Origin of the sequence: Desulfovibrio ferrophilus (assembly GCF_003966735.1) — a bacterium.
In the GTDB taxonomy this organism is placed as follows: Bacteria; Desulfobacterota; Desulfovibrionia; order Desulfovibrionales; family Desulfovibrionaceae; genus Desulfovibrio_Q; species Desulfovibrio_Q ferrophilus.
The window spans coordinates 3,356,952-3,370,557 of sequence record NZ_AP017378.1; the positions used below are offsets into that span (position 1 = coordinate 3,356,952).

The 13,606-nt window shown below is 57.2% G+C and carries 10 protein-coding genes; 2 read left to right on the forward strand and 8 right to left on the reverse strand.

The genetic code is table 11. From position 1 onward, the window contains the following. Positions 1-41: 41 nt before the first annotated feature. Positions 42-1,994: a TonB-dependent receptor gene (locus EL361_RS15400; RefSeq protein WP_126380836.1), complete on the reverse strand. Its 1,953-nt coding sequence runs from the start codon at positions 1,992-1,994 to the stop codon at positions 42-44. A gap of 130 nt (positions 1,995-2,124) precedes the next feature. Between EL361_RS15400 and EL361_RS15405 the strand changes: the two genes are divergently transcribed. After that, positions 2,125-2,955, forward strand: a complete 831-nt coding sequence (locus EL361_RS15405; RefSeq protein ID WP_172961789.1) for an energy transducer TonB — start codon at positions 2,125-2,127, stop codon at positions 2,953-2,955. A gap of 61 nt (positions 2,956-3,016) precedes the next feature. Here the strand turns inward: EL361_RS15405 and EL361_RS15410 are convergent, their stop codons facing one another. The 7 genes from EL361_RS15410 to ercA all read right to left on the reverse strand — a co-directional run bounded on the left by EL361_RS15410 (position 3,017) and on the right by ercA (position 12,950). Continuing rightward, positions 3,017-4,096, reverse strand: a complete 1,080-nt coding sequence (locus EL361_RS15410) for a protein-tyrosine phosphatase family protein (protein WP_126380838.1) — start codon at positions 4,094-4,096, stop codon at positions 3,017-3,019. A gap of 7 nt (positions 4,097-4,103) precedes the next feature. Then, positions 4,104-6,599: a PEP/pyruvate-binding domain-containing protein gene (locus EL361_RS15415; RefSeq protein WP_172961790.1), complete on the reverse strand. Its 2,496-nt coding sequence runs from the start codon at positions 6,597-6,599 to the stop codon at positions 4,104-4,106. A 13-nt stretch (positions 6,600-6,612) separates the two neighbouring features. Beyond that, positions 6,613-6,972, reverse strand: a complete 360-nt coding sequence (locus tag EL361_RS15420) for a response regulator (protein ID WP_126380840.1) — start codon at positions 6,970-6,972, stop codon at positions 6,613-6,615. Between the two features lie 10 nt (positions 6,973-6,982). Beyond that, the gene (locus EL361_RS15425) at positions 6,983-9,088 is read right to left on the reverse strand and encodes an ATP-binding protein (protein WP_232034810.1); all 2,106 of its coding nucleotides are present in this window, start codon (positions 9,086-9,088) and stop codon (positions 6,983-6,985) included. Positions 9,089-9,091: 3 nt separating this feature from the next. Continuing rightward, positions 9,092-10,027 (reverse strand): phosphate/phosphite/phosphonate ABC transporter substrate-binding protein, encoded by a 936-nt coding sequence (locus EL361_RS15430; protein WP_126380841.1) that lies wholly within the window; start codon positions 10,025-10,027, stop codon positions 9,092-9,094. A 141-nt stretch (positions 10,028-10,168) separates the two neighbouring features. Next, a complete protein-coding gene (locus EL361_RS15435; RefSeq protein ID WP_126380842.1) occupies positions 10,169-11,788 on the reverse strand; it encodes an ATP-binding protein in 1,620 nt (539 codons plus the stop codon). Beyond that, on the reverse strand, positions 11,772-12,950 hold the full coding sequence (gene ercA / locus EL361_RS15440; RefSeq protein ID WP_126380843.1) for an alcohol dehydrogenase-like regulatory protein ErcA: 1,179 nt from the start codon (positions 12,948-12,950) through the stop codon (positions 11,772-11,774). Before ercA ends, EL361_RS15435 begins: the two co-directional genes overlap by 17 nt. A gap of 356 nt (positions 12,951-13,306) precedes the next feature. Here ercA and groES point away from each other — a divergent pair, with 356 nt between their 5' ends. Then, positions 13,307-13,597, forward strand: a complete 291-nt coding sequence (gene groES, locus EL361_RS15445; RefSeq protein ID WP_126380844.1) for a co-chaperone GroES — start codon at positions 13,307-13,309, stop codon at positions 13,595-13,597. Positions 13,598-13,606 lie beyond the last annotated feature (9 nt).

The following is a 13,606-nucleotide window of genomic DNA, read 5'->3' on the forward strand; positions in this document are numbered from 1 at the left end:
CGGGAAGCGCTGCCATGGTGGGCAGCGCTTCTCCAATGTGATCAGAAGGTCAGTTTCACACCCACCATGCCGTTGGTGCCAGGCATGGGGTAGTTGGGCTTGTATTCGTAGTCTTCGTCGGTGATGTTCTGCACCGAGAGGTACAGTTCACCCTCGGCGTCCCAGTCGTCGAGGAAGAAGGTCCAACCGAGGCGGGCATTGACCAGGAAGTGGTCATCCACCTTCTCGGTATTGCTGGTGCCGGCTTTTCTGACCTGTTTCAGGGCGTACATATCCGAGACATATTCGCAGTCCATGGAAAGGTTGAAGTCTTCCAGGAATTGCCAGTTGAAACCGCCACTGACTGTGGTCTCAGGCACATAAGGCATGTCGCCGGGTGTGGAATTTTGAATAGTTAGCCCGGTAAACAGGGACAGGTCCGGTGTGGGGGTCACGCTGAGCGAGGCCTCGAAGCCTTCGATTTCGAATTCCTCGGTGTTGGACCATGTGGGCGGGAACGGCGGAAGCGTGAACACATAGCGGTCCTGGCCGTCGTCATGGAAGTAGGTCAAATCGATCTTGAACAGGTCCTGGAAGGTATGGCTGATGCCAACTTCGACGTGTTCGACTTCTTCGGGTTCGATGTCCTGCCATTGGGCCGTGGGGAACAGGATTACCACGTCATGCCCGGGGTAGGAGATGCCCTTGGACATGGAGGCATGGACCTCGGTGCTGCCGTATCCGGCTACGAGGCCGGCGTGGGGCGCGGTGCGGCTGTCGAATTTGTTGTGTTCGTACTGACGCACCCCCACGGAGGGAATGATGTGCCAGCCGTCGGTTTCGCCGATGAGATAACTGGTCGAGGCATAGGGCATGGTCAGGGCGAAGCTGGGGGCCAGAACAGAGTCGTCGGTGCCGTTGTCGTAGGTGTAGCGAATATTGCCGTCCCACCACTGCTGGTCCAGGCCAACGGTTATTTCAAAGTCGTCGGTGATGTTGAATTGTTCTCTGGCCTTGAGGCCCCAGAACCAGAAGTCGTTGAGGCAGTCGTCGTCGGCGCCGGCTTGATCGCGCCAGTAGCCTTCACCGGCATTGGCAAAGAATTTGATTTCGCCGTGGGCCATGTCGAAGTCGTTGCTGAAGGTCAGCGAGGCCAGACGCATGCGGGTTTCGTAAGAGCCTTCCTTGGCTGCGGAGTTGTCGTCCGGTCCGGGGTCGCTGGCCTCATTGTCTACATTCAGGGCAAAGAGGCGGACATCCCAGTACTGGTTGAGCTGCACTCCGAGGTTACCGAACAGGCTGAACTGACGGCCATCGGCATCTTCCCTGTGTCCGTCGGAGCGGCGGAAGCCTTGGCCCATATAATAATCAAATTCACCGATACGCCCACCGTGCTCCAGGGATTGGCTGATGGTGCCATAACTGCCTGCCGAGGCTTCGATGGTGGTGGTGAAATCGTCGCCTCGCATGCGCTTGGGCACGATATTGATGATGGACAGGGCATCACCGAAACGGTTGGGCTGTGGCCCTTTGAGGACCTCGATGGATTCGATGGGATCAACAGGGAGCAGGTCAATGAGGGGGTGGTTCCAGACTCCCATGTAAGCCGGAACGCCGTCGATAAATGTCTTGATTTCCGAACCGGGGCGACTGGAACCCATGCCGCGGATGAATACGGCCCCGCCTTCACCGCCGCCAAAGGCGCCCACGGGGTTGTGACGAGAAATGGTAACGCCCGGAGTGCGCCGCAGGGCGGAACTGAGATCCAACGCTCCCAGCTTGTCCATCTGCTCTTCGCTGACCACTGTGGAGGTTGCTCCATAGCGGTCGATTTCGTTCCCCTGGATGATGGGGGTGGCAATGACTTCGAGTTCTTCCAGCTCGACACTTTGGGTCGTGTTAGGAGCTGCGTCGGGCTGTGTGTCAGACTTCGGGCCGTCCGCATGGGCGGTGGTGGTCAGGAGCAGGGCCGCAAAAACGAGGATCAGGGCGGCCATCCGGTAAGATTTCATCATAAACCCCACTTAACTGGTTTGATTTGCTCGTAAACAACGTCCCGTGCGAGTAGCACGAAAAAATAATATTTACAACGGCACGGACTATCATCTAGTTATAATGACTATGAAGTGGGTAGACGAAGTGATTATGTGCCACAGTAGCGGCTCAGGTGTACTGCTTTCCAGGATTGCCCCTGTCTTGTCTTTGACCCTGCATGCCGTTCTTGTGTTGGCCTGCTTCTTTGTGGCCAATCTGAGCACACGGGCCCAGACTCTGGTTTGTCCTGTCGCCTATGAGGTTGCGCTGGTGACCTTGGAGGGTGCCGGGGGCAGTGGTCATTCAGAAGCTACTGCCGTTGCCGTTGAGCGGGTGGAATCGCCCTTGCCGCGCCGAACTGTCCAACTGCAAGAAAAACCGAAAGTAGCACCATCCACGAAGCCCCTTGCGCAGAAGGAATCGAAATCAGACCCCTCTACCCGTGTGATTCCGCGAGAAATCGCAGCTGCAAAGAGTGAACAGCAGAACAGTGATGAAGTAGCTGCTGCTCATGAGGACGGAGTCCACTCGGAGCATGAAGCATCCACTGCGTTGTCTAACGGCGGAGTTTCCACAGGAACCGGAACTGACGCCACGAGCCCGCAGGGACTGCCTTTGGGCATTGGCAATGGCTTGGGCCGTGGTGAGCTTGCGGGGGGCATAGGGCAGGTGGATGTCCTGCCAAGGATTACGCGCAAGATTGAACCGCGCTATCCGGCTGGTGCGCGCGAGGGTGGCGTGACCGGAAGTGTGAGCGTGAAGTTTCTGGTGGATCGGAATGGGCGGGTGCGCGAGCCGCAGGTGCTGTTTGCCGATCCTCAAGGTGTGTTCGAACAGAGTGCGCTCAGTGCCGTGCGCAGATGGCGATTCAAGGCAGCGAAAAAGGATGGGCAGCGAGTGGCAACCTGGGTGGTGTTACCCATCCGGTTCAGTCTTGAATAATGACGCAGTACGCGCAAAGCCCCGGGGCTCCTACAGAGCCGGAAGCATCGGCTGGGCTCGCTCAACTCAGTCTGAGCAGATGGTGGAAAAAGGTCTGCACGAATTTCCCGGAGACAACATCGGGCAGGGTGAAGATGGGGGGGCGGCCATCCGGAAATTTGGACGTGTAGGCAAAGAACAGGTTGGCCGAGATGGCTCTCAGGGTTTTGGGCAGGAATTTTGTCACCGCAAGGTGACGTGCCTGTTCGCTGTCCAGATCAGACATGCGGCAGTTCAGGGGGCGGGAATCGTAGATCAGGCATTGCCCTTCATGGGACAGCGGGCAGCGAATGCGTGATTCGCTGTAGCCGTGCCACAGGCTGGCCGTGAGGCTGTCAGGATTTTCCGGGGTATAGCCCAGTTGGCGGATGCGTTTGCTGGCTGCGGCTCCTCGCTCGATGACCTCAAGGCGCTTTGCGCTATCCAGGACCATATTAATGGTGTGTGCGATGTATACGGCCTCGGCAAAGCACAGGGTCACCAACTCAAAACAGCAACGGTCATGATCCTGCCCGCAGTGTTCACAGGGGCCGGAGCAGGCCCCCTGAAGCAGGACGTCCACGTCTTCCACCGTGCGCTCGTAGTCCGCGAAGAATGGATACAGATCGACCAGATGTTTTGCTTCCAGAGAGGGTTCACGGACGGTGAGCCGTCCTTCCTGCTTGCCGTAACGGCGGACGAATCTCCATTGGGCAAAGTTTTGAGGCTTGGCCCGCAGGGGCTTCAGTTTCCGCCCGGCCAGTTTGTGGCCCAGGCCCTTGCGCAACAGATAGGCGTTCAGGACGGTCCCGGTGCGTCCGATGCCGTGGCGGCAATGGATGAGTACCTTCTTGCCCAGGTAGATGGCTTCGTCCATCCATTCCAGCGCTTTTTCCAATTCAGCCAGATCTGGAGTTTCTTCGTCGGGGATTGGGAAATAATAGACCTCGAACCCGGATTGTTCTTCGTAGTCCTTCAGGTCACAGAATTCGGCGCAGAGGTTCAGGATGCAGTCAAGGCCTTCGGCGCGCAGGGCATCCAACGCCGGATAGGACATGGGTGCACCGCCCACGGCGATCTGGTCCGTGACCCAATCGGGGATATATGCCTTGCCCTTTGCCATGCCGTTCTCAGAGGGAATCCAGAAATTCGTCAACCAGGTGTTGGACCTGTGTATCGCCGGTCAGTGCCATGTCCAGTAGGCGTGTCTTGCCCAGCAGCATGCCGATGAGTGTCAGGTTCAGTTCAACCTTTGGTGCCGGGGCGGCCATGAATCGGGCATCGAGCATGTCCCCTTTGCTGGTGACCGTGAAGCCCGCGCTAGTCAGAACCTTGCGGACCAGTTCCAGACGCAGCATGCGCTTGCCGATTTCGGCACCGCCGCCCTTGAATCTGAAATTGATGTAGTTGGACTCGGGCACTGGCCCACAGATCGTGTCGATGACCGCGAAGTGATATCCAAAGCGCATCAATAGATGCATGTAGTCCTTGCCCAGTATCGCGTAGCTGGCCAAAGTCTTGGATTCCAGGCTGATGATACCCCCGGAAACCTTATCGAATTCCTCCCAGTCGAAGGCCAGCAGGCTTCCGTCCCATTGGATGTCCGGATGGTTCAGTCCTTCCCAGAAGGCACTGATGGCATCGCTGGCGAAATGGCAGGGATCAAGGGTGTCCGTGGTTGCAGCCTGCGGGGTCAGCCCTCCACCCAGATCAAGCATGTACATGGTCATGGGCAGGCCACCCTCGAAGCGCCGTGCCTTTGCCAGCCCCCTGCCGCCCTTACCCACCAGGGAGAACATCTCCGAAACACCGGTTTCGTGACAGAAGCGCACGATATCGTGAATGGAACGACAGCCCTGGGGGGCAAACTCCGAAGCGTCGGGGTTGGTCAGGTGCAGGGGGGCAACAAGATTCATGACCTCGGCCATGCGGCGATGGAAGGGGGTGTCGCGTGGTGCTGGTGGACGGCCAGCCAGGGCCTTGAGTTCGCGAACTTCCCCTGCATAGATGTGACCGGTGTCTGCATAAACGGTGATTTGCATGCCATCAGTCAGGATGCGCGTGGCAAATTTGGCGTCCACCACCACGGGCAATCCGAATTCGCGCGCAACGGATGCAAAATGGCTGGCTTTGGAGCCCGTGTCCGTGACCACGGCGGCAAGCCGTTCCAGAACACTGGCAAAAGCGGGAGACAGAGTGTCGGCTACCAGTACGCAGCCGTCGGCGACATCATCAAGATCGGTCAGACGCATGGGTTTGTAGACATGGCCGATGCCGATGCCCATGCTGGCGGGGTTGCCGCTGACCAGCAGCTCGTTATCAATGTCGTCGGGAGAGAGGCTGCTCTGCCTGTCGCATGACAGGGGTTCCACTTCGGAGAGTGGGCGGGATTGGACAACGAACAGTGAACCTCCGGGGTCCATGCACCATTCAATGTCCTGGGGGGCGCCCATCATTTTTTCCAGGCGCATCCCCACACGGGCCAGGGTCAGGGCGTGTTCCTCGGGCAAACAAGGACCGGCATCGGGCGTGTCACCGCAAACCACTTGCGGAGCACCGCCGCCTGCCCGGCGCTCGATGATCGTTGGAACCTTGTCGCGGGTCAGGGTCAGGATCTCTGGCGAGGCACTGCCGTCCACCAGATTTCGCCCCATGCCCTGTACGGCATAGATGGCCAACTGCTCTCGCGAGGTATGCCCTGGATCACGGGTGTAGACCACGCCGGAGACCGAAGGGGTGATCATTTCTGTGACCAGAACAGCCATGGGAGTCAACTGGTCGGGCAGGCCGTAGCGGATGCGGTAGGTCACAGCCTTGGCGCTGTATTTGCTGGCGAGAACCCGTTTGTAGGCTGGTCCCAGATCCGAGAGAGCCACGTTCAACTCGGATTCGTACTGACCGGCAAAGGAAGCTGCAGAGTCTTCACCCACGGCGCTTGATCGGACGGCCAAACGTACGTCTCCACCTCGTGAGGCCGCCAAGTCGATGGCGTGCTTGCGGTATTCCTCTTCGATGCTGGGCGGAATGTCACCGCTAAGGATCAGGCGCTGGATTTCGGTGCAGACGTCGGAGACGAAACCCGGGGCATCCAGATTGACCTTGCCCAGCAGGGTGTCGATGCGTGGCCGCAGCTCATTGTATTCAATGAAATAATGGAAGGCACGGGTGGTGATGACGAACCCTTGTGGCACGGGGAGGTCTCCCCGATCTGCCAGCAGGGCCAGATTGTGTGCCTTGCCGCCCGCCTGACCGGGCTCGCTGATGGCTTCGTTCAGGGTGATGGCGTAAGGCGGTGAAAAGTCGAAGTCCGGCAGCTCGGCTGCCATGGTCAGGTAAAAGGAAATCTTGTTTCTGTAGTCCGGCAGGTCCAGATAGCGTCCGGGACTCATGGCCATCAGTTCGCGAACCAGAAAATCCGTCTGGACCATTAATTCGCGAACCAGGCTCTGGACACGGGTCCAGTCCGTGGGAGCGTTGCTGTAATACAGCTCTTCCAGCTCCGCGATCCGTTCCAAACAGGCCCGGTCGATCTCCAACAGGGACTTGAAGGACTCGTACTTTTTGCGCAGCAGAGTACCGGGAGCGAAGACCTGATAGGTCCAGTGTTTGAACAGCTCTTTGAACATCAAGGCTCCGTGGCTAGCCGCCGAGGATCGTATCAACCTTTTGTTCAAGCTCATCCTTGTCGATGGGCTTGACGCAGTAATCCTCGGCCCCGAGCTGCTGGCATTCGCGAGCAGTTTCCAGAGTGGGATACCCTGTGAGCATCATGACCTTGATCGCCTTGGAGATCTTGCGGATTTCCTCCAGCACCTCGACCCCGGTCATCTTCTTGAGCTTGATGTCCAGGATGGCAAGGTCCACCGGGTTCTTGCGGCAATGCTCCAGAGCCTCCTCCTCCTCGGTGAAGGAGGTGACGGAGTGCCCTTTGCGTTCCAGGATGCGCTTGATGAGCACGCCGGCGTCCATGACGTCGTCCAATACGATGATATGGGCCATTGTCTCTCCTTTATACGGCCTGAATGCCGCTTTTCAGATCAATCGCTTCGGGGCATTCCTCGTCGGGAAGGCCTTCCTTGGTCAGCGGCAATTCAATGATGAATAGGGTGCCCGGTCCGGGGGGACGGGTCCCCGTCTTGTCGTCGCCGGTTTCCAGATACTCTACGGGTGCGGGACTCGTCACGGAGATTTTACCCCCGTGGTCGGTGATAATACCAAAGGAGACGGAGAGCCCGAGTCCGGTGCCTTCACCCGCAGGCTTGGTGGTGAAGAACGGATCGAAGACACGGCCCATGTTGCCTTCCTTGATGCCGGAGCCAGTATCCGCCACGGTGACCAGCACCCGGCGGCGGTGGCTGCAGAGCTTGGTGCCCACCAGGATATGTCCGTCCGAACCGATGGCGTCGAAGGCGTTGTTCAACAGGTTCATCCAGACCTGTTTCAATTTGTCTTCGTCGGCCACAATGGGGGGAACGTTGGGGTCCAGATCCGTGTCAACGGTGACTCGCTCCTGACGGAAGATGTGCTGCACAAGCTCTACCACATCCGTCAGCGACTTGTTGAGTTCCATGGATTCCATGGAACTTTCGATATTGCGCGAGAAGCCCAGCAGATCCGAGACGATCTTTCGGCAGACCTTGGTCTGGCGCTCGATGATTTTCAGGTCTTCACGCATTTGCTCGCCTTCGGGGACGTCTTCGATCAGTAACTGGGCATAGCCCAGAATGATCCCCAGAGGGGTGTTGATCTCATGAGCGACGCCACCGGCAAGCTTGCCGAGGTCTTGCATCTTCTGCGAGTGGATCAGGCGTTCCTGATATTGCTTGATGACCGAGATGTCGCGGGCGGTCAGCAACAGACCGATGATGGTTTCCCCGTCGTAAACCGGGACCTTGATGATGTGGAACCAGCGTCGGTTGCCCGTGCGTCCCACAAGAATCTGTTTGGACAGGGATTGGCCTGTGATCAGAATTTGTTGATCTTCGTGGTAGTTGGTGTCGGCCTGTTCCTCGTTGAAGATATCGAAGTCCGTGATTCCGATGACGTCGGACTCATTTTTGTGGAAGTAGGTGCAGAACGCCTTGTTTACGGCGATATACTTCAGGTCCCGATCCTGGAGTGAGACAAGGTCGGGCGTTACGTCCAGAATGGTCTGCATCAGCGATTTCTGGCGCTCCAGGTCGCTTTTGGCGTGTTTCAGTTCATCGATGTAGGCATTCAAGGTCAGGGCCATGACATCGAAGGTCTCGGCAAGGCTCTGGATTTCATCGCCCACGTTTTCGCGATAGACCTTGCAAGTGCGGCAGGATTCGAATTTCTCGGGCAGATGCACATCCTGACACTCGGGGCACAGAGTACCAGCAAGATACCAGCAGCGGTGGCGGTCATCGTGGTACGCGGGGCAGCCTTTGTTGTAGCAGCGCATGACCTCCCAGCAGTTGCGACCCAAAGCTTTTGCCGTCTGCACATCGAGGTTGCCTCGTACGACCTCCTCGGCAGATTCGCGCAAGAGGTTGATGCTCTTGGCCACGCCTCGGGCAAAGATGGTGGACAGGACCATGGCGGCCAAGGTCACCGCAGCGGTGATACCGAAAATGGTGACCATGACCTCGCGCTTGGCGGTCTGGACCCGGACCTGGGAAATGCCCAAGCGTACTGTTCCGTATCGGTCTCCGCCAATGATCACCGGGGCAGCGAAGTCGTAGATGCGGGCCTCGCCGGTATCCAGCAACTGGATGCGCACCCCTTTTTCAAAGGCTTCATTTGCGTCCTTGAGCTCCACCGGGAAGCCTTTTTTGAAGGTGTGCGCCAGCACATCGCCCTGCCGGTCAAGCACGAAGGCGTAATTGATGTAATCCGAAAGCCCGGCCATCTGGTCCACCAGGTTTTTCAGGCGCAGGGAGTCGCGGCCCAACATGGGGTCGATGGCGCGTAGGGCGAGATTGCGGGCCATGGAGGTGCCACGTTCGCGGTTTCCTTCCAGGATGGAATCAACACTGACACGCGTCACGCTGAGCGCTGTGATCAAGCCGAAGAAGATAACGATACAGGCAGTTCCAAGATTGATTTTATCTTGGAATTTTAGCCTGTTCAAGAAGGGTATGGGCATATGCATGGCCTATTTCCCCACGTCCAGACCAATGGAGGCCGCCAGCAGGCGCACTGGGTCAAAGTCCGAATCCTGAGAGGGGATGATGGCCGTAAAGCCTGCATTCTCCAGAATAGGAAGGTGGCGGGGATTATCCTGGGACAGGGCGAGCATGGCGCTCTTGATCTTGCGAACGATTTCCTGATTCAGCCCTTTGCGGGCGGAATAGACCCAACCAGGATACCAGCGGGTTTCGGCCAGAACCCGAATTTGGGACAGGTCAACCTTGTCGGCCATCAGGGCCAGAGTTCCTTCGCGGATGGAGCCGACGTCGTACTGCCCGGATGCTACTCCCAGAACCACTTTTTCCTGCTTGCCGCCCGGGCCGGGGGCAAAGGCCACTTCGGCGAAATCCTTGCGCTGAATGCCATGCTCAATGAAGTGACCAAGAGGGAACAGAAATCCACCGGCGCTGGAAGGGTCAACGGCCAACCAACGCTTGCCGCGCACATCTGCCAGGGTTCCGATGCTCTCGTTGCCCTGGCGCACGATAATCTGCCCGCGGAAGTTCTTGCCCGAATCCTCGACAATGCGGGCAAAGGCTTGTGCACCGCCACGGTGGGCCATCTTTACGTAGATGAAGGGGTTGGAAAAGGAGATATCGATCTGGCCCTGATCCACCATGTTCATGTGTTCGTCAAAGGTATCGGGAAAGACCTGGCGCATGGTCAGCCCCGTGGCTTCGGAAAGATATTCCACCAGCAGGTTGTGGCGTTGGTATGACAGGCTGTGCGAATATTGCGGCAGGTAGGCGTAGGTGACCTCCACCTGCCGGGGCCGGAAGGTGATTTCCTCGCGCTTGGTAAGATCGATTCGCTTGACTGGCTCGGGATCCTCGCAGCCTGCCAGGGGCAGGGCCAGTGCTATAAGGGTTAGCAGTAGCAGGATTCGAACTGTGAATCTCATCTTCGCCTCTTGTTGTGGTCAAGGTGTGATAATGTAAAATTTGTAGCGTAATATTATGATAAAGGACAGCAATCACCATTGCTTCGGATGCGCTGTGACAAATTTCACGAGGGCTGCATGCTCTGGGGAATATGGTCGGTTTTAGTCGATGGGCAGGCTGATGGTGAAGCGTGTACCTTGCCCTGGTGCGGAGTGTACCACAAATTCACCGCCGTGATTCTGGGTGATGATATAGTAGGAGACTGAAAGGCCCAAGCCAGTACCAACTCCGGGCTCCTTGGTAGTGAAGAATGGTTCGAAGATATGCTTGCGGGTTTCTTCGTCCATGCCTGGGCCGTTATCCTCGATTTCAATCACGGCAGAATCGCCCGAAAGGGAGGTGCCCAGGCGGATGGTTCTGCCTTCCGCTGGTTCGTCAGTTCCGTTGTAGGCATGGGCGGCGTTGGTCAGCAGGTTCAGGAGGACTTGTTCAATCTCGGTGGCCGAGCAGCGCAGCGGGGGTAATTGTTGGCTGTAGTCACGAATGATCGTGATTTTTCTGAAATCATACTTCTTTTTGAGGTTGTAGTCGCTGGATGCCAGCTCCAGGGCGTGGTCAAGGATGGCATTCAGGTCATTGGGAGCCATTTGAGAGTCGCTTTTGCGGCTGAAATTCAGCATGTTGGTGACGATGCGTGCCGCTCGGGCGCCTGAGTTGGTGATGCCGTCAAGCATCTTGGGGATGCTGCGTTCCTGCATGTAGGCCCTGATCGTCTCCAGGCTGCATTGATGGCGATCGGCTGCTTCCTGATTGGCGGGGATATCCTCAAGCAGACGGCGCCGAATGTTCTGTGCTCCCTGCAGGATGCCGCCCAGCGGGTTATTAATCTCGTGGGCCATGCCCGCAGCAAGTCCACCGACAGACATCATCTTTTCACTCTGGATCATGAGTTCTTCCATGTGCACGCGCTTTGTGATGTCGTCGATGCGGATCACAGCACCTCCATCCTTCCCGATATCCAGCGGGAAGACGGTGATGTCTTCATATACAAGGTGCCCTTGTCGGTGGTGGAGAACCCGTGAAAGAATCTGCGGTGACTGCTCCTTAACGGCGCGGTGGACATGCATGATCAGATTTGCCAGCCGGGGGTATACTTCTGCAAGGGGGCGCTTGAGGGCCAACGTCGAGTCGATGCCCGTGAGTTGTTCCGCCTGGCGATTCCATTGGGAGATGGTCCCGTTCATATCCACACCGATCAGAGTAGAAGGCATGGACTCTACGATGCCTTTTAACAGGACTTGCAGGCGTTGAAGTTCGAGCTCGGCCTGGACCCGTTGGGTGATATCACGCGCGACGATGACAATATAGGGGGCATCGTTGACTACATGGCTGGTCACACTCATTTCCAATACAAGACCATCTTTCGTGGCCTGGATGGTTTCCCCGGAGTCGGCATCCAAGTTTTTTTCCAGATCGGCTGCAACCTGATGGCCAAAGACATCGGACACTGAGGCGCAAAGCATTTCGTCTTTGCTCAGCCGCATGAGTGTTGTGGCTGCGTCATTGGCGTATTCGATGCTGTGTGGATCGACCCGTACCAGAAAAATGGAGTCGGCAGCCCTATCCATCAGGAATTGGAATGTCTCCAGCTCAGTGATTTTTTTCTTGAGCTGCGGGTAGTAGCTTTTGCGGATGGAGCGATCACCCAGGCCGATCAGGCGCGTCAGCGCGTCGTTGGCAGGGAGGGTGTCCGGAGGAGAGGGCTTAGAGGGCTTGCTCATAAATGGCTTCGACCTCTGCCTGGGTGAAAGGTTTGGGGTTGGTCAGCATGCAGGCATCCTTGAGGGCCAGGCTGGCCAGCCGAGGGATATCGGTTCTGGTCATGCCCATGGGGCTGAGCCCGCTTGGGATGCCGGCCTGTTTTCCGAATCCCATGAGTTCCTCAACCAAGCGGTCACGGATCTCATTCGCTGGAGCGGCCAAGGCTTCTCCCGGGGACAGTCCATGGACAAAAACGCCAGCAATAGTTCTGTAACGAGCCTCGGCGGCATTGAAATTGGCTCGGACCACGTGAGGCAACAAGGAGGCATTGCAATCACCATGAGGGCTGTCCAGCAGTCCTCCCATGGCGTGAGCCATGGCATGGACCGCTCCGAGAATGGCATTGGAAAAGGCGAATCCGGCGTGCATGGAGGCCAGCATCATTTTGTCACGGGCGGCAATGTCATTGGGCGACGCGATGGCATCCAGCAGGTGAGCCCGGACCAGACGAATGGCACTCAGGGCGAAGACGTCGGTGGTTTCGGAGTTGACCAGCGAGACATAGGCCTCAAAGGCGTGAGTCAGGGCATCCAGCCCTGTGGCAGCTGTCAGCGTGGGACTCATTGTGGTGGTGCAGATCGGGTCCACCAGGGCCGTGTCCGGCACGGTGGATTTGCTGACAATGGCGATTTTCACTTTGCGGGAGGTATCGTTGATGATGGCGAATTGCGAGACGTCGGCTGAGGAGCCGGCCGTCGTGGGGATACAGATTAGTGGAGGAGCGGGGATTTCAACCTGATCCACCCCTTCGAACTCCAGAATGTCCTGACCGTTGGTCGCCATGATGCCGATACCTTTGGCGCAGTCCATAGGGCTTCCCCCGCCAACGGCCACGATGCCGTCACATCCGTGGGACATGAAGACATCGACACCGCTACGCACCTCCGTGTCTCTGGGATTGGGAGACACCTCGCTGAATACGGTGGTTTCAATACCGTTATCAATCAGACTGTTGACTACCAGTTCGGTCCAGCCCGCCTCCAGAACTCCGGGGTCGGTGACCACGAGGCAGTGTGTCAGCCCGAGATTGTGGGCGTATTGTCCGGACACCGAGGCTGACCCCTGCCCGTAGATGACTTCGGGAGCGATGAATTTTCGTAATTTTGTGATGTCCGCAGGCATGTCATCTCCAATGCTTGGCTGTACGGTAACGACCGAACATGAACCCAGAATATTGATAATATCATTTTAAGAGGCTCACGCCTAGAGGTTGGAGTCTAGGCATCTTCAATGTTCGTGGAGGGGAGTGCGTGAGCTCGTTCAGGGATTGCTAATGCTTATGTTGGGGCCCATCGAAAAAAAATGAGGGCCGGGTGTTGACATCTAGAGCAGCGGTTATATCACTTTGCGACGCCGCTCGTTCGGCTCGGATGTGAATTGACATCAGAGCTTCGGGCGGCTACCTCGTGAGCGCTGGCACTCGCCAACGCAGAGCGCTAACAACGAGACCCAAAATTACAGCTATCGGAGGATAAGCCATGAAACTGAAACCGTTGAACGATCGTGTGCTGGTTAAGCGCCTGGAGGGTGAAGAAGTCACCTCCGGCGGTATCATCATTCCTGACACTGCCAAGGAAAAGCCCATGAAGGGTGAGATCGTGGCCGCTGGCCCCGGCAAGACCGACGATTCCGGCAAGGCCATCAAGATGACCGTCAAAGCCGGTGATCTGGTGCTCTTCAACAAGTACGCCGGTACCGAGATCAAGATCGAAGGCACCGAGCACCTCGTCATGCGCGAGGACGACATCCTGGCTATCATCGAAGGTTAATCTCATTTT

Bases quoted from the DNA above. Each gene is read 5' to 3' on its own strand.
- EL361_RS15400 (WP_126380836.1), bottom strand. From the start codon at position 1,994: ATGATGAAATCTTACCGGATGGCCGCCCTGATCCTCGTTTTTGCGGCC.
- EL361_RS15405 (WP_172961789.1), top strand. From the start codon at position 2,125: ATGTGCCACAGTAGCGGCTCAGGTGTACTGCTTTCCAGGATTGCCCCT.
- EL361_RS15410 (WP_126380838.1), bottom strand. From the start codon at position 4,096: ATGGCAAAGGGCAAGGCATATATCCCCGATTGGGTCACGGACCAGATC.
- EL361_RS15415 (WP_172961790.1), bottom strand. From the start codon at position 6,599: ATGTTCAAAGAGCTGTTCAAACACTGGACCTATCAGGTCTTCGCTCCC.
- EL361_RS15420 (WP_126380840.1), bottom strand. From the start codon at position 6,972: ATGGCCCATATCATCGTATTGGACGACGTCATGGACGCCGGCGTGCTC.
- EL361_RS15425 (WP_232034810.1), bottom strand. From the start codon at position 9,088: ATGCATATGCCCATACCCTTCTTGAACAGGCTAAAATTCCAAGATAAA.
- EL361_RS15430 (WP_126380841.1), bottom strand. From the start codon at position 10,027: ATGAGATTCACAGTTCGAATCCTGCTACTGCTAACCCTTATAGCACTG.
- EL361_RS15435 (WP_126380842.1), bottom strand. From the start codon at position 11,788: ATGAGCAAGCCCTCTAAGCCCTCTCCTCCGGACACCCTCCCTGCCAAC.
- ercA (WP_126380843.1), bottom strand. From the start codon at position 12,950: ATGCCTGCGGACATCACAAAATTACGAAAATTCATCGCTCCCGAAGTC.
- groES (WP_126380844.1), top strand. From the start codon at position 13,307: ATGAAACTGAAACCGTTGAACGATCGTGTGCTGGTTAAGCGCCTGGAG.